Origin of the sequence: Neomoorella stamsii (assembly GCF_002995805.1) — a bacterium.
In the GTDB taxonomy this organism is placed as follows: domain Bacteria; phylum Bacillota; class DSM-521; order Neomoorellales; family Neomoorellaceae; genus Neomoorella; species Neomoorella stamsii.
The window spans coordinates 22847-43462 of sequence record NZ_PVXL01000042.1; the positions used below are offsets into that span (position 1 = coordinate 22847).

Genomic DNA, 20616 nt, shown 5'->3' on the forward strand with positions numbered 1-20616 from the left:
TCGGCATGCTTGTTCGTGTTCCTGCCGGCCTTGATTATTTTCCCTCACTTTAGCGGCCGTTTGGTTGGCACTCCCACCCGGCGCGGGTAAGCTGGCGGTGTAGTCTTTTCCTTTTTGATTATAACCAAAATGCGCTTTTCTTCTCCCTCTGAAAGTTTATGCTGCCATATTTTTGTCTCACCACCTCCCAAAAGGTTTATTGCCTTTTTAGCTGCTGCTAATTCTTGCTCTCCTGCCGGCCCCTTATAGGCTACCATAAAACCTTCTACCTGTACCAGGGGCAGGCTGTATTCCACCAGGGTATTTAAAGGCGCTACAGCCCGGGCTACGGCCAGGTTATATTTTTCCCGGTAATTTTTGTTTTGACCTACCTCCTCGGCCCGGCCCCACAGGCAATCAACCCCGTCTAACCCCAGCCTGGCAACTACCTTTTCCAGGAATTTAACCTTTTTTTGCTGGGCTTCCAGCAGTGTAAGCTGCAGGTCCGGCCGGCATATTTTAAGGATAAAGCCCGGTATCCCTGCGCCGGTACCTACATCGATAACCCTGGCACCTGCCGGGATTGCCAGGGCACAAAAAATGAGGAGGGAATCCAGGACGTGTTTCCGCCAGATTTCCCCCTCCTCAACAATGGCCGTTAAGTTTATTTGCTTATTAGCCTCTATAAGGAGATTGATATATTCGTTTATGGCAGCAATTTGTTCTACCGTTATATCCAGGCCGGCGTTCCGGATCAAGCTGGTAATTATGCTATTATTAACCGGCACAGGCATTAACCCCTTCCCGCCTTTTTTGTTCTAGATAGACCAGCAGGATACTGATATCTGCCGGGGTGACACCTGGTATGCGCAGGGCCTGCCCCAGGGAACGGGGTCTTACCCTTTCCAGGTGATCGATACTCTCCCGGGATAAGCCACGGATTTCCCGGTAATTGAGATTTTCGGGTAAACGCCTTCCTTCCAGTTTCAACATCCGCTCTACTTGGGCTTTTTCTTTGGCAATATAGCCTTCGTATTTGAGGATCATTTCTATTTCCCCGGCAATATCGGCCGTTAGCGGTGGTACCAGGCCGGCTTCTACTATATCCTGGTATTTTAATCCCGGTCTTTTCAGCAGATCGGCCAGGCTGGCCGTTCCCTTCAGGGGCGTCTCCTGGTGACGTTGCAGTATCTCCTGTATGGCCTCATTGTTACTGCCTACATGCTGCTTTTGCAGCATCTCTATTCCTTCTTTGATGGCTTTTTCTTTGGCCTCCAACTTCTTGTAGCGCTCCCCATCCAGGAGCCCTATTTCATAACCAATGGCCGCCAGGCGCAGGTCGGCGTTATCTTCCCGCAGGAGCAAGCGGTGTTCAGCCCTGGCCGTCAGCATGCGGTAGGGCTCGGTGACACCCCTGGTGACCAGGTCATCAATAAGGACGCCGATATAGGCCTGGTCGCGCCTTAAAATAATTGGTTCCTTTCCCTGCACCAGACGGGCGGCGTTGATACCCGCTATTAACCCCTGGGCCGCAGCTTCTTCGTAACCAGAGGTACCGTTGATCTGCCCGGCCGTGAATAAACCACCAATGGTTTTGCATTCCAGCGTTGCCTTGAGCTGGGTCGGTTCCAGGTAATCATATTCAATGGCATAGCCAGGACGCATCATTTCCGCCTTTTCCAGACCAGGGATACTGTGCAGGACAGCTAACTGGACGTCTTCCGGCAGGCTGGTGGACAAACCCTGGACGTACCATTCTTCCGTACTTAAGCCTTCCGGTTCCAGGAAAACCTGGTGCCCGGGCTTATCGGCAAAGCGGACCACTTTGTCTTCTATTGACGGGCAGTACCGCGGTCCCTTACCTTCAATCATGCCGCTGAAGAGGGGCGCCCGGTCCAGGTTATCCCTGATAATCCGGTGGGTCGTCTCATTGGTATGGGTCAGCCAGCAGGAAACATTGGGCCGGTGGCTGTTGTCCTCCCAGAAGGAGAAATTTAATGGCTCTTTATCCCCGGGCTGTTCAATTAATTTCTCCCAGTTTATGGAACGCCCACTTATCCTGGGCGGCGTACCGGTCTTAAAGCGGCCCATGGCGAGACCCAGGTCCTTTAAGCTCGCCGCCAGATCAATGGCCGGGAACTGACCGTTGGGCCCGCCGGAATAGGCAACATCACCAATGATAATCCGGCCCCTAAGATAAGTTCCGGTAGTTAAAACAACAGCCCGGCAGTTAAAGAAGGCTCCCGTTCTGGTCAGGACACCCTTTACCCGGCCATTTTCCACCACCAGCCTGGTAACCTCACCCTGCTTGACCTCGAGATTATCCTGCCGTTCTAGGGTAAGGGTCATGAGCTGCTGGTAAAGCTTTTTATCGGCCTGAGCCCGCAAGGCCCTGACTGCCGGACCTTTGCCGCCGTTGAGGCGCCGGATCTGGATGCGACTGCGGTCGGTATTTAAGCCCATGGCGCCGCCCAGGGCGTCAATCTCCCTTACCAGGTGACCCTTGGCCGGCCCACCCACAGAAGGGTTGCAGGGCATCATGGCAATACTCTCCAGGCTGATGGTCAGCACCAGGGTACGACAGCCGAGCTTGGCTGCCGCCAGGGCGGCTTCACTGCCAGCATGACCGGCGCCAATGACAATGACATCGTAATTCCCGGCGTTGTACATTTTGTTCACCTTCTTTCTACTTAACTTTCTAACCTGAAAATAACTTTGCTCCAGGATGGCATTGTTTTTGCTCGCTCCAAACAAATGCCAGCCCGTTATTTTCATCCTTATGCTGGTGCCGTGTTAGCGGTATCAGGGTCTTGTCATTTATTTACCAATACAGAAGTCGCTAAAGATCCGGTCCAGGAGATCCTCCCGGGCGGTAGCTCCGGTGATTTCGCCCAGGAAATCGCGGGCCGCCCAGAGGTCAACGGCGATTAGATCGCCGGGCATACCCTCTTCCCAGGCGGCTATGGCGGCGTTCAGGTGTTCCAGGCATTTTTCCAGGGCGTCACGGTGGCGGGCCCGGGTGAGGAGGGGATCTCCCCGCTTCCTTACTGCCTTCCCGCCAAGGACGACCTCCTTTACCCTTTGGGCCAGTTCATCCAGGCCCCTGCCTTCCCGGGCGGAAATGGCCACCCGGGGGTAAAGGCTTGCAAAGGCCTCAAGCCCGGTTTTCTTTTCGCCTACCAGGTCAACTTTATTGCCTACGACAATCAGGGTTTTACCCGCCACTTCCTCCAGAATACGCTCATCTTCCGGTAAGATCCCGGTACTTAGATCAACGACCATCAGGACCAGGTCGGCTTCCTTTACTGCCTGCCTTGTCCGCGCCACACCGATACTCTCCAGGGTATCGGCCGTTTCCCGCAAACCCGCAGTATCGATAAGGCGACAGGCAAAACCACCCAGCAGCAAAGTTTCTTCTATGGTATCCCTGGTGGTACCCGGAATCTGGCTGACAATAGCCCTTTCCTGGCGCAATAATGCATTTAACAGGCTGGACTTGCCCACATTGGGCCGGCCGACAATGGCAATTTTCAGGCCTTCATTTAGGAGCCGTCCTTCTTCCCAGGTGCCCAGTAGTTTTTTTACCTCTTCCCGGGCCTGGCGCAGATTATCCAGCTCGCTAGCACTTACTTCGCCAACTTCGTCGGGAAAATCCAGACTGGCTTCAATGGCTGCCAGCACGCCGGTAAGAAAATCGTTTATCTCCGTTATTTTTTGGGACAGTTTACCCTGCAGCTGGCCTACGGCAGCTGCCAGTCCCTGGCTGCTCCTGGCCCGGATAACATCCAGCACTGCCTCAGCCTGAGCCAGGTCCAGGCGCCCGTTTAAAAAGGCGCGCCTGGTAAATTCTCCCGGCTCTGCCAGCCTGGCACCGTGGCGCAGAGCCAGTTGTAAAACCCTAGCTACTGCCAGGGGACCACCATGGCAGTTGATTTCCACTACATCTTCGGCCGTATAGCTGTGGGGAGCCCGCATTATACAGGCCAGGACCTCATCGACGGTTTCTCCCGTCGCGGGATCGACAATCACTCCCAGACGCAGGGTATGGCTGCGGCTGGCAGCAAATTCCAGTCCCCGGCGGGGCTGAAATATTTTACTGGCGATGGCTACAGCTTCACTGCCGCTCAGGCGAATAATGCCGATGCCGCCTTCACCCGGCGGTGTGGCTACTGCGGCTATGGTGTCGGCCAGCATAGCCTGCCCTCCCCACATAATAAAACCCAGTAATACTTAAGGTATCACTGGGCCACAGAAACATACCAGGTAATCTTATTTTAGCGCAAAAATGTTAATGACGCAAGGCAATAACAACCTTACGGTTTGGTTCCTGCCCTTCACTGAAGGTCAAGATCTCACTGTCGTTTTGTAAAGCAGTATGGATAACGCGCCTTTCCTGGGGGTTCATGGGTTCCAGGACGACCCTTTTACCAGTTTCTTTTACCCGGGCCGACAAACGGCGGGCGAGATTGATTAAAGTTTGCTCCCGGCGCTTGCGGTACCCCTCTACATCCAGGACGATCTTGACTTTGTTCTTTAATACCCGGTTTACTGCCAGGTTGCATAAATACTGCAGGGCATCTAGGTTGTCGCCCCGCCGGCCAATTAAGATACCTAGGTCTTTGCCGTGAAAACTGACAAAATAGTACCCTTCCCGCTGCCGGATTTCGATGCCAGCTGCAACATGCATGGCTTTTAATACCTTTGTTAAAAAGTCATTAATTACTTCTTCTGGGCTATCGGGCAGGACAACCTTTACCCGGGCCTGGCGCGAGCCCAGTAAACCTAAAAAACCCTTACTACCTTCTTCTAAAATATAAATTTCTACTTCTTCCCTTTTGGCCCCCAAACTTCTCAGCGCTGCCTCAATGGCTTCCTCAACAGTCTTGCCGCTGGTTTCAATCTCCTTCATTTGGCGCTGATTTCCTCCTTCACCAGGTGCGGCTGCCGGCGTACCAGCCACTGTTCTAAAATGCCCATTAAACTAAAGGTTACCCAGTAGAGAGATAGGCCAGCCGAAAAGCTCCGGCTCATCCAGCCAATTACCAGTGGCATGACTACAAGCATCGTCCTCTGGGTTTGATCTTGATTACCGCTGACCATACTTACCTTTTGCTGGAAAAAAGTACCCAGAGCAACTAAGATAGGTAAGATATAAGGATCCGGTTGCCCTAGATTGCTGACCCATAAAAAGTTGGCGTGGGCCAGTTCCACATAGGCCGGGTGGTGAACAGGATCAAAGAAGGTACGCAGGGCACTGAATAAAGCAAAAAGAATGGGCATTTGCACCAGCAAAGGTAAACATCCCCCCAGGGGATTAACACCTTCCTTCTGGTACAGTTCCATCATGGCCTGCTGAGCCTTCTGCGGGTTGCCCTTATACTTTTTTTGCAATTCCTGGATCTTGGGTTGAATTTCTTGCATTCGTTTCATGGAACGAAGCTGCCTGTAGGTTAAAGGGAAAAGGATTACCTTAACGAGAATGGTAAATAAAATTATAGCCAGGCCATAATTGGGTATACCCATCATCCTGGTAATATTATATAAAAATTGTATTGATTGTGACAGGAAATCTACTAATATATTCAACTAGCACCCTGCCTTCTTCCCCACTTTAAGGAAAAGGCAGCCTTCACCTCCATTCTGGCTTTAACGAACCGGGTCATAACCTCCAGGATGCCAAGGGTGACAGCGCCCTAATCTTTTTACTGCTAGGATACTTCCCCTGAACACTCCATATCTGCCTATTGCTTCCAGAGTATACTGGGAACAAGTGGGATAGAAACGGCAATTTTTTCCCAGAATAGGGGAAATAAATAACTGGTATAAACGAATAAATAAGATAATACTCCTTTTAATCACCTGGGTCACTGCTTTCCTCTTTAACCAAAATTTTCCCCCAGCGCCCTAAATTTAATACTTCTTGCTCCAGTTCATTAAAATTACTTTGCACGGCACTCTCCCTGGCTACCAGCACCACATCCAAACCCGGCTGGAAAGAATTTATATGTTTACGACAGATTTCCCGCAGGCGGCGTTTTAATAAATTACGCTTTACAGCTTTGCCCACTTTTTTGGAAATGGAAAAACCAAAACGGGTAAGGTCATATTTATTGGGCAGATAATATAGTTTTAACATTTTGCCGCTTACTTTACGGCCCTGGCGGTAAACCCGGCGAAAATCCTTTGCTTTGACAATACGCCGCCCCGCATTTAACAACATCCTGCCCCCATGGAAAAAGGGATTGGGCCTGCCTTAAGCAGACAGGCGTTTACGACCTTTCCGGCGCCGCCGCTTAATGACTTCCTGTCCGGCTCGAGTACGCATCCGCTTTAAAAAACCATGAACTCTTTGATGGCGTCTCCTTTTAGGTTGATAAGTCCTTTTCAAACTTACTTTTCCCTCCTACCAAAGTTATCTTTTATCTTTTTCCAGCCGTATCATTCAAATTATAGCTGAGTCTTTTTCCATCTGTCAAGGAAAAGGAATTTTTGTTGCCTGTTGATAGTTATCCCCAAAGCTGGTAAGATAAAAATGCGTGATTTCCCTTTATCCCCCTCATTTATCCCCGATATTCATTTTATAGACATCTGATTTTATTAACATCTTCCTCAGGGAGGTCTCCTTTTTGTCACCAAATCAACTCGATCTAGCCTGGCAACAGGTATTATCTATTTTAGAAAAACAAATTAGTTTCTCCGCCCTGGAAGCATGGTTTTTTGATACCCGACCGGTAACCATGCAAGGTAACACTCTGGTCCTGGCCGCAGCCAACGAATTTGCCCGCGATTACATCCAGAGCCGTTATTATCCTTTGGTTCAGGAAGCCCTGCAAAAAGTCCTGGCCCGGGAACCAATTAATATCCAGGTCATTTGCTTTTCTCCGGCCGGAGACCTGGCCACAGCAACCCCTGAAGCAGCAGACGACGACCTGCCCCGGCTTAACCCCAGGTACACTTTTGATACCTTTGTGGTGGGCAACAGTAACCGCTTCGCCCATGCTGCCTGCCTGGCAGTAGCCGAAACGCCGGCCAATTCTTATAATCCTTTATTTATTTATGGTGGTGTTGGCCTGGGGAAAACCCACCTCATGCAGGCTATCGGCCATCACGTCCGCCAGCACTTACCCAATTTCCGGGTCCTGTACATTTCCTCGGAAAGGTTTACCAACGACCTGATTAACGCCATCCGTGATGAGCAGACGGAAGAATTCCGGGCTAAATACCGTAACATTGACGTCCTCCTTATTGATGATATTCAGTTCTTGGCAAAAAAAGAAAGTACCCAGGTAGAATTTTTCCATACCTTCAACCACCTGTATGAAGCCAACAAACAGATAGTAATCTCCAGTGACCGGCCGCCTAAAGAAATACCTACTTTAGAAGACCGCTTACGATCGCGTTTTGAGTGGGGACTCATTACCGATATCCAGCCGCCCGACTTGGAAACCAGGATGGCTATCTTACGTAAGAAAGCAGCTGCCGAAAATATTATTCTCCCGGATGATGTCATGTTTTTTATGGCCCAAAAAATAGATTCGAATATCCGGGAACTGGAAGGGGCTTTGATCCGGGTAGCAGCCTATGCTGCCTTTACGAAAGAAGAAGTTACCATCGAGTTAGCGGAAAAAGTTCTCAAGGATGCCTTAAACCTAGCCAGGCCGAAGCCAATCACCATCAACCTGATCCAGGAAGTGGTGGCTCGCTATTTCAACTTGAAGCCTGAAGATTTAAAGGCTAAAAAGCGGAACCGCTCGGTAGCCTTTCCCCGGCAAATAGCCATGTACCTGGCCAGGGAGATGATCGATGCCTCTTTACCCCAGATCGGTGAGGCCTTTGGCGGCAGGGATCATACAACTGTCCTTCATGCCTACAACAAGATACGCGATGATTTAATAAGCGATCCTTCCCTGCCCCAGATGATATCCCAGCTTATGCAGGAAATTAGAAACCAGTAATCCACATATCTTAAATCCCGTCCTGGCTGCATTTACGGCTGCTATTAACATATCCACAGGCCCTACTACTACTACTATTCATCTTTATGATGATGATGGAGGAACCATGTTATGCATATTTCCTGTTCACAACCCCAGCTTTTACAGGCCGTCCAAAAGGTTTACCGGGCGGTAGCCACCACCACTACTCTACCAGCCCTTACAGGTATTCTATTCCAGGCACAAGATAATATGCTAACTTTACAGGGAACCGATCTTGATCTAGGCATTGTTTACAGTTTCCCTGTGGAAGTACTAACTCCCGGCGAACTACTCCTGCCGGCGCGCATTTTTTCAGAAATGGTGCGGCGTTTACCCCCGACTAACCTCTCTTTACTAGCCCTGCCGGATAATACCGTTGAAATAACCTACATGCAGTCTAGGGTCCAGTTAAATAGCTTCGATCCCAACCAGTTTCCTTCCCTGCCAGACCTGGAAGGCAATGTGTCCCTGGAGGTAAATATAAACACTATTAAAGATGCCGTCCGCAAAGTAAGTATAGCTACTAGCAGTGAGGATTTGCGAAGTATTTTTAGCGGGATACTACTGGAAATAGAACCCGGTGGGAATCAATTTAACCTGGTGGCTACCGATACCCACCGGCTGGCCGTCTACCATGGCCAGCTGGCGGGAGTTACCAGCCAGGAGCCGGTAAACGCCCTCATTGGCAGCCGTTCCTTAAATGAACTGGCCCGCCTGCTGCCAAGTGAAGAAGGCCAGGTGCAAATAAGCATTGGTTCCAGCCAGATTTTTGCCCGGTATGAAAACTTAAAGTTGTATGCCCGGCTTCTTGACGGAAAATTTCCCCATTACCGCCAGGTTATTCCTCAATCCCATGTTACCACAGTAAAGGTGACTACCAGGGACTTACTGGAAACAACAGAACGAGCTACCTTGCTGGCCCGGGATGAAATAAAATCCCGTTCCCATATTATCTTCCTGCAGGTTGGTGAAACTTTAAAGATTACCAGCGAGGCTGCCGAAGTTGGCCACCTGGAGGAAGAATTGGTGGCGCAGGTTGAAGGCGAGCCTTTAACCCTGGCCCTGAACGGCCGTTATTTACTGGAAACGTTACGTATAATAGACACGGAAGAGGTTATCCTGGAGATGCTGGCACCTTTAAAACCAGTAGTTGTGAAACCGGCAGGTGAGGATAATTATTTTTGCCTCATCCTGCCAGTAAGGATCAATACCGCACCGGAAAGCAACCCGCCAAGTGTCTAACGGGGGTAATTATGCCTAGCAAAAACGTTCCTATTACCACTCCATCTATCCGGCTTGACCAGTTCTTAAAATGGGCTGGCATAGCAGCAACCGGCGGCCAGGCTAAAGAAATGATTGCCGGCGGCCTGGTACGGGTTAACGGTCAAACAGAGAAACGCCGCAGCCATACTTTAGGGCCTGGCGATGAGGTGGAAGTTAAGGGTGCCAGTTATAAGCTTACGGCAGCTCCAGTTGACTAATTTTCGCAGTTACCGCGAGTTAACCTGGCACTGCCAGCCGGGCCTGAACATTATCCAGGGTCCCAACGCGGCCGGCAAGACCAATCTCCTGGAAGCTGTTGGCTATTTAAGTTTTGCCCGATCTTTACGCCAGCAGCAAGACCAGCAAGTGGTAAGCTGGGGGGAAAACTCTTTCCAGGTAAAAGGCTTCTGTAATGCCAGCCAGGAAAACCTGGAACTAGCTATTATTTACCAGCAAAATCACAAAGAGTTAACAATTAACGGCCAGCAACACCGCTTAGTTGATCTCCTGGGTATTTTGCCGGTTATCTATTTTGGACCCGATGATCTGCTCCTGCTTAAAGGTGCGCCTGTCTACCGGCGCCAGTTCCTGGACCGGGAGATAAGCATCCTTGACCGGCTCTATTGCCACAGCCTCCAGTCTTATCGTCGCCTCCTTTTACAGCGCAACCGTTTACTGCGGGAGATCAAGGCAGGCCGGGGAAAAGGTCAGGACCTTGAACCCTGGAATATTCAGTTAGTATCTACCGGATTGGCCATTATCCAGAGAAGAAGGGCCTTTCTCCAGGCCCTGGAACCCCTGGCAGCAGCCATCTACCAGAGTATGGATGCCAGGGAACAGCTAACCCTTACCTACCGGCCCAGCGTCAGCGACGGCGAGGAATGGCTGGCAAAAATAAATGCGGGCCAGGAAAGGGAAATCCAAGCGGGCTTAAGTCTCTGGGGACCCCATCGTGATGATTTCTCCTTTTTTATTGGCGACTATGAAGCGCGCTTCTTTGCTTCCCAGGGCCAGCAAAGGTCAGCCGTGCTGGCCCTCAAAATAGCTGAAGCCAGGATCTTTATGCAGGTCCTGGGAAAGAGGCCTATTTTGCTTCTGGATGACGTTTTCTCCGAGCTGGATAGCAAACGCCAGCAGGCCTTGCTGGAACTCCTGGCCACCGCCGGCCAGACCTTTTTAACGACCACGGAATTGACCAGACTACCGGCCAGCCTCCTGGAGCAGGCCACCCTTTGGCAATTATCAGGGGAAAGAAGGTTAGTGACAGGGTAGGGATATGTCCCGGAACCTATGAGGCGTGGAGCAAAGGTCAAAAGGACAGGCGAGGTGAGGCAACCGCTGCCGGAGCCGAGGACGCCTGAGAGTAGCAGAACCTTATTCGGAGGTGGTTATTATGTACCTGCACATAGGTAACGAGATGGTTGTCCCCTGCAAGGAGATTATCGCTATCCTCAACTTGAGTACAACCGGCCGGGCTGGGGTTAACAGTGAATTTTTAAATAAGGCCAACCTTAAAGTCAAAAAAGATCCCCGGACCGAAGGTTGCAAATCCTGCATTATTACCGATAAGGAGATATATTATTCGAGCATTTCTTCCGGTACCCTGATGAAGAGAGCCAGTTGTATCTTCAGCAACCTGGAACAGGAATAAGGCCCTCCCTGCCGGGATCAAGGGCCTGCTTTAGCAAGATATGGTCAAGTACCGGGAAGCCTGCTTGAAGAAAGCCCAGCTTTTGTGCTATATTTGTCAGGGAAAGTTTAACCTGGGAGGAAAAGATGGAACAGGTACACACGGAATATGATGCCAGTCAAATCCAGGTACTGGAGGGCCTGGAAGCCGTGCGCCGGCGTCCCGGCATGTACATCGGTACCACCGGAGTCCGGGGCCTGCACCAGTTGGTCTTTGAACTGGTGGACAACAGTATTGACGAAGCCCTGGCCGGCTTTTGCGATCGTATTGAAGTAACTATTCATCAGGACGGCAGCCTGACGGTTACTGATAACGGCCGGGGCATCCCGGTGGATATTCATGAGAAAACAGGCCTGCCGGCCGTGGAAGTAGCCCTGACCATGTTGCACGCCGGGGGCAAGTTCGGAGGCAATGGCTACAAGGTGGCTGGCGGCCTCCACGGTGTGGGCCTTTCGGTGGTCAATGCCCTATCGGAGTGGCTAGAGGTCAAGGTAAAACGTGATGGGAAAATATACCAGCAAGAGTATCGCCGGGGCGATAAAGTAACGGATTTAAAGGTTGTCGGCAAAGCCAAGGGTACGGGCACCAGCGTAACCTTTTTCCCGGACAGGGAGATCTTTGAAGATATAGTTTTCCAGGATGAAATAATCGGCCGGCGCTTGCAGGAACTATCCTTCTTAAACCGGGGCGTCAAAATAATCTTTCACGATGAAAGAAACGACACAGAAACCACCTATTACCACACCGGCGGGTTGATTGATTTCGTCCGCCATTTAAACAAAAACAAGGGGGTCCTCTTCAACAAGCCCCTCTACTTCAGCGGGGAAAAGGATGACGTCCAAGTTGAAATAGCCCTGCAATATAACGACGGTTATAACGAGCTGATCCTTTCTTATGCCAACAATATCAATACCACCGAAGGCGGCAGCCACGAAATAGGTTTTAAAACGGCCCTGACCAGGGTTATCAACGATTACGCCCGTAAATTTAACATCCTGAAGGAAAACGACAGCAACCTGGCCGGAGAGGATATCCGGGAAGGCCTGACGGCTGTCATCAGCGTCAAGGTGCTGGAACCGCAATTTGAAGGCCAGACCAAGACCAGACTGGGCAACACGGAAGTACGGGGCATTGTCGACGCCCTGGTGGCGGAACATTTAAGCGCCTACCTAGAAGAAAACCCCACCATTGCCCGGCGGATTGTCGATAAAGCTTTGAATGCCTTCCGGGCCCGGGAGGCGGCCCGTAAAGCGCGGGAGCTGACCAGGCGCAAAAATGCCCTGGAGATAACTTCTTTGCCCGGTAAGCTGGCCGACTGTACCCACAAGGACCCGGCCGTGGCTGAACTTTTCCTGGTGGAGGGTGATTCCGCCGGCGGTTCGGCCAAGCAGGGCCGTGACCGGCGTTTCCAGGCCATCCTGCCTTTGCGGGGTAAAATCTTAAATGTCGAGAAGGCGCGGCTGGATAAGATTTTAAATAACGAAGAGATCCGGACCATCATCACCGCCCTGGGGACAGGCATCGGCGATGATTTTAACATCAACAAGGCCCGCTACCATAAGACTATCCTTATGGCCGATGCCGATGTGGACGGTTCCCATATCCGGACGCTGTTGCTTACCTTTTTTTACCGCTACATGCGGCCTTTAATCACCGAAGGTTATATCTATATCGCCCAGCCGCCCCTTTATAAAGTTTCCCGGGGTAAAACAGAGCACTACCTGTATAATGACGCCGAACTGGAAAGGTTTTTACAAAACCATGCCGGCGAAAAATGGGAAGTTCAGCGCTATAAAGGCCTGGGTGAAATGAATGCCGACCAGCTCTGGGAAACGACTATGAACCCGGAAACCCGAACCCTGCTCCGGGTCAACCTTGAGGATGCTGCAGAAGCCGATGCCATCTTTAACATCCTCATGGGTGACCGGGTGGAGCCACGGCGGGAATTTATCCAGCAGCACGCCCACGAAGTCAGAAACCTGGATATTTAGTTGGAGGGGGCCTGACCCCCGTTTTTTCTTTAGAACTGTTTGGCGAAAGGACACTGTGAGGTTATAATTAGATAAAGAGTCACTGCGAAAGAAGGTGGAAAATACTTGGCCTTAAGAGAGGGCGGTAAGATTTTAGAAGTCAACCTGGAAGAGGAAATGAAGCGTTCCTACATTGACTATGCCATGAGCGTCATTGTGGGCCGCGCTTTACCTGATGTCCGCGATGGCTTGAAACCTGTCCACCGACGGATCCTTTATGCCATGTATGAAGAGGGGCTAACGCCGGATAAGCCCCATAAAAAGTCGGCCGTCGTCGTGGGTACGGTGCTGGCCCGTTACCACCCCCACGGCGATGCTGCCGTCTATGAAACCATGGTTCGCCTGGCCCAGGATTTTGCCTGCCGCTATCCCCTGGTGGACGGCCACGGTAACTTCGGTTCCGTCGACGGCGACTCCCCGGCGGCCATGCGCTATACCGAAGCCCGGCTCGCGAAAATTGCCCTGGCCATGCTGGCCGATATTGATAAAGAGACCGTCGACTTCATCGATAACTATGACGGCAGCCTGAAGGAACCGCTGGTGCTGCCAGCGCGGATTCCCCAGCTTTTAGTCAACGGGTCGGCCGGGATTGCCGTGGGCATGGCCACCAACATCCCGCCCCATAACCTGGGGGAAGTTATCGATGCCCTGGTCTACCTGATTGATCACCCGGAGGCCGATCTCAAAGATCTTACCAGGTTTATCAAAGGACCTGACTTTCCTTCCGGAGGCTTGATTATCGGCCGGGAAGGGATTAGAAATGCCTATCGCACCGGGCGGGGCAGCATTAAGATTCGCGCCAAAGCCCAGGTGGAAACCTTAAACAACGGCAAGAGCCAGATTGTGGTAACGGAAATCCCCTACCAGGTCAACAAGGCCCGCCTGGTAGAAACCATTGGCGAGCTGGTGCGGGAAAAAAAGATTGACGGCATTGTTGAGCTGCGGGACGAGTCCGACCGGACGGGGATGCGCATTGTCATCGAGCTGCGCCGGGATGTCCAGCCCAGGGTGATCCTTAACCAGCTCTATAAACACACCCAGATGCAGGAGAATTTTGGGGTCATTATGCTGGCCCTGGTAGATGGAAGGCCGCGGGTCCTTAATTTACGAGAAATGTTGACCCTCTACCTGGATCACCAGAAGGAGGTTATCACCCGTCGCACCCGCTACCTCCTGGCCCAGGCCGAAGCCTGGGCCCATATCGTGGCGGGCCTGCGCATTGCCATCCAGTTTCTCGATGAAGTAATCAAGATTATCCGCCAGTCGCCCAATGAACCCGAAGCCTGCCGAGGCCTGATGGAGCGTTTTGCTTTAAGCGACAGGCAGGCCAAAGCCATTGTCGACATGCGCCTGGGGCGCCTCACGGCCCTGGAAAGGGAAAAGCTAGAAGAAGAATGGGAGGAACTGCAAAAGCGCATTGCTTACCTGAAGGAAGTCCTGGGTAGCGAGGCCATGGTCTACGGCATTGTCAGGGAGGAACTCCTCGAGTATAAAAATAAATTTGCTGATCCCCGCCGGACGCAAATTGTCATGGAAGAAGAAAACCTTGAGGTAGAAGACCTGATTGCCCGGGAAGATATCGTCGTCACCCTGACCCGCCGCGGCTATATCAAGCGTCAGCCGGTAGACGCCTACCGCAGCCAGAAGCGGGGCGGCCGCGGTATCCAAGCTATGGGTACCAGGGAAGAAGATTTTGTCCAGGATATCTTTGTTACTACCACCCATCACTACCTCCTTTTCTTTACCAATAAGGGGCGGGTCTTCCGCCTGCGGGGCCATGAAGTACCGGAGGCCAGCCGCCAAGCCAGGGGGACGCCGCTGGTCAATTTAATTTATCTCAATAAGGAAGAAGCCATTACCGCTGTTATTCCCATCCGCGACCCGGGTGAAGATGCTTACCTCTTCATGGCTACCAGAAGGGGTACGGTGAAAAAGACCCCCCTGGCTGAATATCATACTTCCCGGCGGGACGGCCTCATTGCCATCAACCTGGAAGATGGCGATGAACTTATCGGTGTCCTGCGTACGGAAGGGGATAATGAAGTTATCCTGGTGACGCGCCAGGGCAAGGCCATCCGTTTTGCCGAAGATGAAGTCCGGCCCATGGGCCGGGCCGCCCACGGCGTAAAAGGCCTCGCCCTGGAAGACGGGGACGAGGTCATTGGCCTGGTCCGGGTTAAAGAAGGGGCCGAGCTGGTCGTTGTTTCTGAGAAAGGTTTTGGCAAGCGGACACCTTTGAGCGAGTACCGGCCCCAGAGCCGGGGCGGTAAGGGGATTATAACCATGAACGTTACTGAACGTACAGGTCCGGTGGCTGCTGTAGCTATAGTTACCCAGGATGATGAACTAATGTTGATCTCAGCCGACGGGATTCTCATCCGCCTTGGTGTGGAGGACATCTCCCGCCAGGGACGCAATACCCAGGGAGTTACCCTGATGCGCCTAGATCCCAGCGACCGCGTGGTAGCCATGGCTCGCGTACAGTAAGACTTAAATTTCATGGTGACGAACAGGTTATATTGAAAGGTTATTGCTTAAGAGGGTACCCTGTAGTAGAATGAAACTGTGCAGCCAGAACGGTCGAAGAGTGAACAATGGGGGGAACAAAAATGGCAGCAGCAGAAAAGGGAACCTGGACGGTAAAAAAGGGCCTGGCGGAGATGCTCAAGGGTGGCGTCATCATGGATGTCACCACCCCGGAACAGGCTAAAATTGCTGAAGAGGCCGGGGCCTGCGCCGTCATGGCCCTGGAACGGGTGCCGGCCGATATTCGCGCTGCCGGCGGGGTGGCCCGCATGGCCGACCCGACGGTTATCTTACGGATTATGGACGCCGTATCCATTCCGGTGATGGCCAAGGCCCGGATCGGCCATTTCGTGGAGGCGCAGATTTTAGAAGCCCTGGGCGTTGACTATATCGATGAAAGCGAAGTTCTCACCCCGGCCGATGAAGAGTTCCATATCAATAAACATGAATTCAAAGTGCCCTTTGTCTGCGGCGCCCGCAATCTCGGCGAGGCTTTAAGGCGCATCGGCGAAGGGGCGGCCATGATCCGCACCAAGGGCGAGCCCGGTACCGGCAATGTCGTGGAAGCCGTTCGTCATATGCGCCGGGTTATGAGCGAGATCCGGCGGGTACAGAACCTGCCCGATGAGGAATTGATGACCTTTGCCAAAGAAATTCAGGCTCCCTATGAACTGGTCAAGCAGGTGAAGGAACTGGGGCGCTTACCGGTGGTCAACTTTGCCGCCGGTGGTATTGCCACGCCGGCGGATGCCGCTCTAATGATGCAGCTGGGCGCTGATGGCATCTTCGTCGGCTCCGGTATCTTTAAATCCAGTGACCCCGTGAAACGGGCGCGGGCCATTGTGGCCGCCACCACCCACTTCCGGGAACCGGAAGTCCTGGCCGAGGTATCTAAAGACCTGGGCGAAGCCATGCCCGGGTTGGACATTGCCACCATCAGGCAGGAAGAAAGAATGCAGGAACGCGGCTGGTAGGGCAGCATTGCAATCGTTACAATTTAATGTACTCAGGGGATAAAGAGGCGAGTAAAATGAAAATCGGTGTGCTGGCCATGCAGGGCGCCTTCCGGGAGCATATTGCCTCCCTAGCGGCCCTGGGTGTGGAAGGTATAGAGATCCGGCGGGAAAGGCAACTGGAAGGTATTGCCGGGCTGATCATACCGGGCGGCGAGAGTACAACCATCGGCAAGCTAATGGGAGAGTTCAACCTTCTGGAACCTGTACGGTCACTGGCGGCAGCCGGTATGCCGGTCTTCGGCACCTGCGCCGGGATGGTGCTCCTGGCCAAAGATATAATCGGCAGCGACCAGCCCCGCCTGGGGCTGATGCACGTCAGCGTCCGGCGTAACGCCTATGGCCGCCAGGTGGACAGCTTTGAGGTCGACCTGGAGATCCCCGTCCTGGGAGAGGAGCCCTTCCATGCCGTCTTTATCCGCGCTCCCTACCTGGAGAGGGTAGAGCCCCCGGCGGAATCCCTGGCCACTTTTATGGGTAAGACCGTCATGGCCCGCCAGGGGAACCTCCTGGCGACGGCCTTCCACCCGGAACTTACTAAAGATTTACGAGTACACCGCTATTTTCTGGCGATGATAAAATAAGAGGGCTGGCGACAGCCCTTCTCTTTCTTTCACTCAGCCAATTATCAAGAACTACCGGGGAGACTTTATGGAAGCAGGTCAACTTTTTGCCCGCAGCATAGATATATTGAAAGCCTACCAGTCACCTACGGGTGCTTTTCCTGCGGCTCCTGATTACCCGCCCTATAATTACGCCTGGCTGCGGGATGGGACCTTTAGCGCCCGCGCCCTGGACCTGGTCGGGGAAAGGGAAGCAGCCGCTGGATTTTACCGCTTTGGAGCCCGCACCATTATCGCCCATGGCTACAAGGTAGAGAGAGCCATGGCGGCCGTAACCCGGGGCCAGCCCATAGGGGATGCCACCTGCCTCCATACCCGCTATACCCTGGCCGGGGAAGAAGGCCGGGAGCCCTGGGGCAATTTCCAGCTGGACGGCTACGGCACCTACCTCTGGGGCCTGGCCGCCCACCTGCGGGCCGGCGGCCCCTGGGAAGATATTTACCGCCGTGCCGTTGACCTGGTGGTGCCTTACCTCACCGGCCTCTGGCAGCACCCCTGCCTGGACTGCTGGGAGGAATACGGTGATTACCGCCACCCCTCCACCCTGGCGGCCATATATGGCGGCTTGCAGGCCATTTTACCCTGGCTGGAGGACGAAAACCGGAAAACAGGATTCCACGACGCCGGCAGGGAACCAGAAAGGGAGCAAAATCCGGGACGGCTAGTTTTAAAGGTAGAAGATGTACTGGAACGGCTGCCTGAACTGGCCAGCAGTGAGTTTATCCGGGACGGTCACTGGGTAAAGTTTGCCGGGCAGGATGCCGTTGATGCCAACCTCCTCTGGCTGGGAGTGCCCTTCGGCCTCTGCAGCCTGGATGATCCCGTCTTCCGGGAGACGGTGGCCAGGATCGCAACCGAACTTTGTTCCGGTGGCGTCAAGCGCTATGCTGCCGATACCTACTACGGCGGCGGTCAGTGGCTGCTCCTCACCGCCTGGCTGGCCTGGTACTACCGCCTGAAGGGAGAAGAAGCCCCGGCCCGGGAACTCCTGGCCTGGGTGGAAGCCCGGGCCGATACCAACGGCTTCCTGCCGGAGCAGGTGCCGGAAAACCTTACTTCCGAGGCCCACTACCACTACTGGCTGGAGCGCTGGGGGCCCATCGCCAACCCCCTCCTCTGGTCTCACGCCATGTATATCATTGCCTTTAAAGGGATAGCAATTTGATTTTAGGCATACTTTATGCTCCATATGTCCATAAAACGGAGAGAAAGCGGTGAGAAAGCGGTGAAGGTCCAGGATACGGCGTTAAGTATAGTTTAACCTATATTGGCTTTGCGGGGGCCTCATAACTTTAATATTTTTGCGGATTACGAAAAAGACACCCCGGTGGCCGGGCCGGTAACCACCTGATTTTTTATCCCTTCTGCCGGCAACGAGAAAAGACGGCCCGGCCCCGGAAGGTTACGCAATTAGCCATCACCTCAATACCATGAACCAGAAGAAAGTCCGCGGCTATTTCTCCCGCGCGGTGGCCGCCTGGCACGGCGAGAACAGCGAGGTTAAAACGGCATGGAACACGGCCGCCGGCAGCAGGGCTATGACAGGGTTTAATTACTACGTGGCCCAGTACATCAAGTACCTTCACTCCCATAACGGCGAGGACCCTATCGCCCCCTACCAGCCGCCCGGACAACCGTGATTGCTGCACCCCGGGAGAAGCGGCAAGACTAAAGGCCTTGCCGCTTCTGGCATCCTGCCCATGAAGCCTCGGTGCCATCCTCCCTTTGCCGCATAACTACTTTCATTGATTTGCCTCCGGATACCCCGGGCCATATATTATTTCATCATGCCTTTCGCTGGCTGTAAAAGGACTTGCTTCACCTTGTTGATGATATGGCCGCCGGCCTGGACGGCCTGCGTCCCCTGGATGCCACCTCGGGTATGGACATGGCGTTCGTTAAAGCTCGCTGGTCTTAACCTGCAGCAAGCCGTGGATAAACTCCAGGCTGACCTGCTGGGTACCAGCTTACGGGAACGCTACGGCATCTACTTTAGGCAGGTATACACTAATGGCTTTTTATGATAGGATATAATTAAGCTTTTTATAAAAGAAGGTGATATCTATGAGTGCCCTGGAGGTTTTTAAAGATGAGATTAAAGAATACGCCAGGCTAAAAATTATTTCAGAAATGGTCCTAATCAAGGAGCATATAAAGCTAATCGAGCAGAAGTATGGTTGCAACCTCAAAGAGATGGAGCAAAGAATAGCGGCGGGAAAAGAAAACTTCGACTTGTGGGATGATTATATGGAGATGAAGGCTTATCAACGTAGTTTAGATGAACTAAAGAATAAAATCAAGGAACTGGACCATGTTAAAGACATTAAAATTACTTAATCGTTGTCCGGCTGTAGTTTCCTATGAAATCCAGGATTATAAACAGGGGACGGATTTTTATTACCTTAAGGTTCGGTGCGAACTTAAAAATGATACCCTCCTGTATATAAGACAATATGTTTCTGCTGAAGAATATAATTATTCCTACCACTGGCAAAACAGGAATGGAGAGCTTATCGTTAGATGGGATAATGCGCCCCACCATGAAACTATCATAACTTTCCCTCACCATAAACATATTGGTGGGAAAGTAACGATTTCATACGAGATCAGTATCGAAGATGTATTAAACTATATTACGAAAGTATTTTCGCTATAGCCTTTTTCTAAGTAAATAGCCGGTAAGGATGTTGATGCTAACCTCTCTGGCTGGGAATGTCCTTCGGCCTCTGCAGTCTGGCTAATGCCGTCTTCCGGGAGACAGAGGTCAGGAACGCAATCGAACTTTTTTCCGGTGGCGTCAAACGCAACAACTACTTTCATTGATTTGCCTCCGGATACCCCGGGCCCATAAAGATTGATTAAGGCAGCCGGTAATGGTTGCTTTTTAACTATTAAGTTACGATTTTTTTCGTTAAAATGATCTTGACATTAAAAGTAAATAATCGTAAACTATAAGCAAAGCAAAAGAAAATATATGAAAGGTATATAGCTAATATATGTTCGCAAGCGAACGCAAACAAAAGATAATAGAAATCCTGGAACAAACACCGGCGGTTAGAGTAGCGGAATTAAGCGATCTCTTTCAAGTTTCCGAGGTAACCATCCGCCGTGATCTCCAGGAATTAGAAGCAGCCGGCCTCTTGAAACGTACCCATGGCGGTGCCGTGAGCATTGCCACTGCTTCCTTTGAACCAACCCTGACAGAGAAAGAAGAAGAACACCTGGCAGAGAAAAAGGCCATTGCAAGGGCCGCCCTGGATTTGATTGCTGACGGTGATCACTAGCGTTGCATAAAAATCTTTAACCCATTGCAAGGCAATATATGGTAGTTGATTAAATGTAATACAACAACAATAATGGTGTATACAACCATGTTCTTTCCCCTTCTTTGGTTAAAGGACTTAGGGTATCAGGGGTAGTCCTTATCCACATATTGCCATATTAAGCTGCTTAAAGAACTAAGGGGTCATAGGTTACGTCATTAAGATAATCAGCTTCGCCAGCCAGTACTTGCCT

Annotated in this window: 24 protein-coding genes; 14 read left to right on the forward strand and 10 right to left on the reverse strand. The window is 52.0% G+C overall.

The window, feature by feature from the left end; all coding sequences use genetic code 11:
- Positions 1-44: 44 nt before the first annotated feature.
- The 8 genes from rsmG to rpmH all read right to left on the reverse strand — a co-directional run bounded on the left by rsmG (position 45) and on the right by rpmH (position 6367).
- Positions 45-767: a 16S rRNA (guanine(527)-N(7))-methyltransferase RsmG gene (rsmG, locus tag MOST_RS07355; protein WP_054936877.1), complete on the reverse strand. Its 723-nt coding sequence runs from the start codon at positions 765-767 to the stop codon at positions 45-47.
- Positions 757-2649 carry a tRNA uridine-5-carboxymethylaminomethyl(34) synthesis enzyme MnmG gene (gene mnmG, locus MOST_RS07360; protein WP_054936878.1) on the reverse strand — a complete coding sequence of 631 codons (1893 nt, stop codon included), beginning with the start codon at positions 2647-2649 and terminating at the stop codon, positions 757-759. Before mnmG ends, rsmG begins: the two co-directional genes overlap by 11 nt.
- A gap of 147 nt (positions 2650-2796) precedes the next feature.
- Complete coding sequence (gene mnmE, locus MOST_RS07365) at positions 2797-4173, reverse strand: tRNA uridine-5-carboxymethylaminomethyl(34) synthesis GTPase MnmE (protein ID WP_054936879.1); 1377 nt, start codon at positions 4171-4173, stop codon at positions 2797-2799.
- Positions 4174-4267: 94 nt separating this feature from the next.
- Entirely contained in the window at positions 4268-4888 is a 621-nt protein-coding gene (gene jag, locus MOST_RS07370) for an RNA-binding cell elongation regulator Jag/EloR (protein ID WP_054936880.1), read from the reverse strand.
- Positions 4885-5565, reverse strand: a complete 681-nt coding sequence (locus MOST_RS07375; RefSeq protein ID WP_054936881.1) for a YidC/Oxa1 family membrane protein insertase — start codon at positions 5563-5565, stop codon at positions 4885-4887. The genes jag and MOST_RS07375 overlap by 4 nt, the downstream gene beginning before the upstream one ends.
- A gap of 60 nt (positions 5566-5625) precedes the next feature.
- Positions 5626-5847 carry a membrane protein insertion efficiency factor YidD gene (gene yidD, locus MOST_RS07380; RefSeq protein ID WP_181950128.1) on the reverse strand — a complete coding sequence of 74 codons (222 nt, stop codon included), beginning with the start codon at positions 5845-5847 and terminating at the stop codon, positions 5626-5628.
- Positions 5831-6199 carry a ribonuclease P protein component gene (gene rnpA / locus MOST_RS07385; RefSeq protein ID WP_083476640.1) on the reverse strand — a complete coding sequence of 123 codons (369 nt, stop codon included), beginning with the start codon at positions 6197-6199 and terminating at the stop codon, positions 5831-5833. The genes yidD and rnpA overlap by 17 nt, the downstream gene beginning before the upstream one ends.
- Positions 6200-6232: 33 nt before the next feature.
- The gene (gene rpmH, locus MOST_RS07390) at positions 6233-6367 is read right to left on the reverse strand and encodes a 50S ribosomal protein L34 (protein WP_083476641.1); all 135 of its coding nucleotides are present in this window, start codon (positions 6365-6367) and stop codon (positions 6233-6235) included.
- A 238-nt stretch (positions 6368-6605) separates the two neighbouring features.
- Here rpmH and dnaA point away from each other — a divergent pair, with 238 nt between their 5' ends.
- The 10 genes from dnaA to MOST_RS07440 all read left to right on the forward strand — a co-directional run bounded on the left by dnaA (position 6606) and on the right by MOST_RS07440 (position 18265).
- Positions 6606-7934, forward strand: a complete 1329-nt coding sequence (gene dnaA, locus MOST_RS07395; RefSeq protein WP_054936883.1) for a chromosomal replication initiator protein DnaA — start codon at positions 6606-6608, stop codon at positions 7932-7934.
- Between the two features lie 111 nt (positions 7935-8045).
- Positions 8046-9197 (forward strand): DNA polymerase III subunit beta, encoded by a 1152-nt coding sequence (gene dnaN / locus MOST_RS07400; protein ID WP_054936884.1) that lies wholly within the window; start codon positions 8046-8048, stop codon positions 9195-9197.
- Positions 9198-9208: 11 nt separating this feature from the next.
- Positions 9209-9436 (forward strand): RNA-binding S4 domain-containing protein, encoded by a 228-nt coding sequence (locus MOST_RS07405; protein ID WP_054936885.1) that lies wholly within the window; start codon positions 9209-9211, stop codon positions 9434-9436.
- A complete protein-coding gene (recF, locus tag MOST_RS07410; protein WP_054936886.1) occupies positions 9399-10490 on the forward strand; it encodes a DNA replication/repair protein RecF in 1092 nt (363 codons plus the stop codon). Before MOST_RS07405 ends, recF begins: the two co-directional genes overlap by 38 nt.
- 121 nt (positions 10491-10611) lie before the next feature.
- The gene (gene remB, locus MOST_RS07415; protein WP_054936887.1) at positions 10612-10869 is read left to right on the forward strand and encodes an extracellular matrix regulator RemB; all 258 of its coding nucleotides are present in this window, start codon (positions 10612-10614) and stop codon (positions 10867-10869) included.
- A 125-nt stretch (positions 10870-10994) separates the two neighbouring features.
- Positions 10995-12899, forward strand: a complete 1905-nt coding sequence (gene gyrB / locus MOST_RS07420) for a DNA topoisomerase (ATP-hydrolyzing) subunit B (protein ID WP_054936888.1) — start codon at positions 10995-10997, stop codon at positions 12897-12899.
- Positions 12900-13004: 105 nt separating this feature from the next.
- Positions 13005-15425 carry a DNA gyrase subunit A gene (gyrA, locus tag MOST_RS07425; protein WP_083476643.1) on the forward strand — a complete coding sequence of 807 codons (2421 nt, stop codon included), beginning with the start codon at positions 13005-13007 and terminating at the stop codon, positions 15423-15425.
- 122 nt (positions 15426-15547) lie between these two features.
- Positions 15548-16438: a pyridoxal 5'-phosphate synthase lyase subunit PdxS gene (pdxS, locus tag MOST_RS07430; RefSeq protein WP_054936889.1), complete on the forward strand. Its 891-nt coding sequence runs from the start codon at positions 15548-15550 to the stop codon at positions 16436-16438.
- A gap of 56 nt (positions 16439-16494) precedes the next feature.
- Positions 16495-17061, forward strand: a complete 567-nt coding sequence (gene pdxT, locus MOST_RS07435) for a pyridoxal 5'-phosphate synthase glutaminase subunit PdxT (RefSeq protein ID WP_054936890.1) — start codon at positions 16495-16497, stop codon at positions 17059-17061.
- A 67-nt stretch (positions 17062-17128) separates the two neighbouring features.
- Positions 17129-18265: a glycoside hydrolase family 15 protein gene (locus tag MOST_RS07440; protein ID WP_054936891.1), complete on the forward strand. Its 1137-nt coding sequence runs from the start codon at positions 17129-17131 to the stop codon at positions 18263-18265.
- A 190-nt stretch (positions 18266-18455) separates the two neighbouring features.
- On the opposite strand, the gene MOST_RS16965 is transcribed toward MOST_RS07440, so the two are convergent.
- Complete coding sequence (locus MOST_RS16965) at positions 18456-18818, reverse strand: hypothetical protein (RefSeq protein ID WP_129588674.1); 363 nt, start codon at positions 18816-18818, stop codon at positions 18456-18458.
- A gap of 105 nt (positions 18819-18923) precedes the next feature.
- Here MOST_RS16965 and MOST_RS17075 point away from each other — a divergent pair, with 105 nt between their 5' ends.
- From MOST_RS17075 to MOST_RS18505, 3 genes are read left to right on the forward strand one after another with little or no spacing between them, the layout of a single operon-like run.
- Positions 18924-19124: a hypothetical protein gene (locus tag MOST_RS17075; RefSeq protein WP_153060778.1), complete on the forward strand. Its 201-nt coding sequence runs from the start codon at positions 18924-18926 to the stop codon at positions 19122-19124.
- Between the two features lie 40 nt (positions 19125-19164).
- Entirely contained in the window at positions 19165-19437 is a 273-nt protein-coding gene (locus tag MOST_RS07450; RefSeq protein ID WP_054936893.1) for an MJ0235 family protein, read from the forward strand.
- Complete coding sequence (locus tag MOST_RS18505; RefSeq protein ID WP_083476644.1) at positions 19412-19756, forward strand: toxin-antitoxin system TumE family protein; 345 nt, start codon at positions 19412-19414, stop codon at positions 19754-19756. The genes MOST_RS07450 and MOST_RS18505 overlap by 26 nt, the downstream gene beginning before the upstream one ends.
- Here MOST_RS18505 and MOST_RS17230 read toward each other — a convergent pair.
- A complete protein-coding gene (locus tag MOST_RS17230; RefSeq protein ID WP_054936894.1) occupies positions 19729-19920 on the reverse strand; it encodes a hypothetical protein in 192 nt (63 codons plus the stop codon). The two genes, MOST_RS18505 and MOST_RS17230, sit on opposite strands and share 28 nt — an antisense overlap.
- Positions 19921-20096: 176 nt before the next feature.
- On the opposite strand from MOST_RS17230, the gene MOST_RS07460 reads away from it, so the two are divergent.
- Positions 20097-20384, forward strand: coding sequence for a DeoR/GlpR family DNA-binding transcription regulator (locus MOST_RS07460; RefSeq protein ID WP_245909663.1), 288 nt, complete (start codon positions 20097-20099; stop codon positions 20382-20384).
- Positions 20385-20616 lie beyond the last annotated feature (232 nt).

What these genes read in the sequence shown, in the direction of transcription:
- mnmG (WP_054936878.1), bottom strand. Translation starts at nt 2,649, where the DNA reads ATGTACAACGCCGGGAATTACGATGTCATTGTCATTGGCGCCGGTCAT.
- mnmE (WP_054936879.1), bottom strand. Translation starts at nt 4,173, where the DNA reads ATGCTGGCCGACACCATAGCCGCAGTAGCCACACCGCCGGGTGAAGGC.
- jag (WP_054936880.1), bottom strand. Translation starts at nt 4,888, where the DNA reads ATGAAGGAGATTGAAACCAGCGGCAAGACTGTTGAGGAAGCCATTGAG.
- rnpA (WP_083476640.1), bottom strand. Translation starts at nt 6,199, where the DNA reads ATGTTGTTAAATGCGGGGCGGCGTATTGTCAAAGCAAAGGATTTTCGC.
- dnaN (WP_054936884.1), top strand. Translation starts at nt 8,046, where the DNA reads ATGCATATTTCCTGTTCACAACCCCAGCTTTTACAGGCCGTCCAAAAG.
- MOST_RS07405 (WP_054936885.1), top strand. Translation starts at nt 9,209, where the DNA reads ATGCCTAGCAAAAACGTTCCTATTACCACTCCATCTATCCGGCTTGAC.
- remB (WP_054936887.1), top strand. Translation starts at nt 10,612, where the DNA reads ATGTACCTGCACATAGGTAACGAGATGGTTGTCCCCTGCAAGGAGATT.
- gyrB (WP_054936888.1), top strand. Translation starts at nt 10,995, where the DNA reads ATGGAACAGGTACACACGGAATATGATGCCAGTCAAATCCAGGTACTG.
- pdxS (WP_054936889.1), top strand. Translation starts at nt 15,548, where the DNA reads ATGGCAGCAGCAGAAAAGGGAACCTGGACGGTAAAAAAGGGCCTGGCG.
- pdxT (WP_054936890.1), top strand. Translation starts at nt 16,495, where the DNA reads ATGAAAATCGGTGTGCTGGCCATGCAGGGCGCCTTCCGGGAGCATATT.
- MOST_RS07440 (WP_054936891.1), top strand. Translation starts at nt 17,129, where the DNA reads ATGGAAGCAGGTCAACTTTTTGCCCGCAGCATAGATATATTGAAAGCC.
- MOST_RS16965 (WP_129588674.1), bottom strand. Translation starts at nt 18,818, where the DNA reads ATGGCACCGAGGCTTCATGGGCAGGATGCCAGAAGCGGCAAGGCCTTT.
- MOST_RS07450 (WP_054936893.1), top strand. Translation starts at nt 19,165, where the DNA reads ATGAGTGCCCTGGAGGTTTTTAAAGATGAGATTAAAGAATACGCCAGG.
- MOST_RS18505 (WP_083476644.1), top strand. Translation starts at nt 19,412, where the DNA reads ATGTTAAAGACATTAAAATTACTTAATCGTTGTCCGGCTGTAGTTTCC.
- MOST_RS17230 (WP_054936894.1), bottom strand. Translation starts at nt 19,920, where the DNA reads ATGAAAGTAGTTGTTGCGTTTGACGCCACCGGAAAAAAGTTCGATTGC.
- MOST_RS07460 (WP_245909663.1), top strand. Translation starts at nt 20,097, where the DNA reads ATGTTCGCAAGCGAACGCAAACAAAAGATAATAGAAATCCTGGAACAA.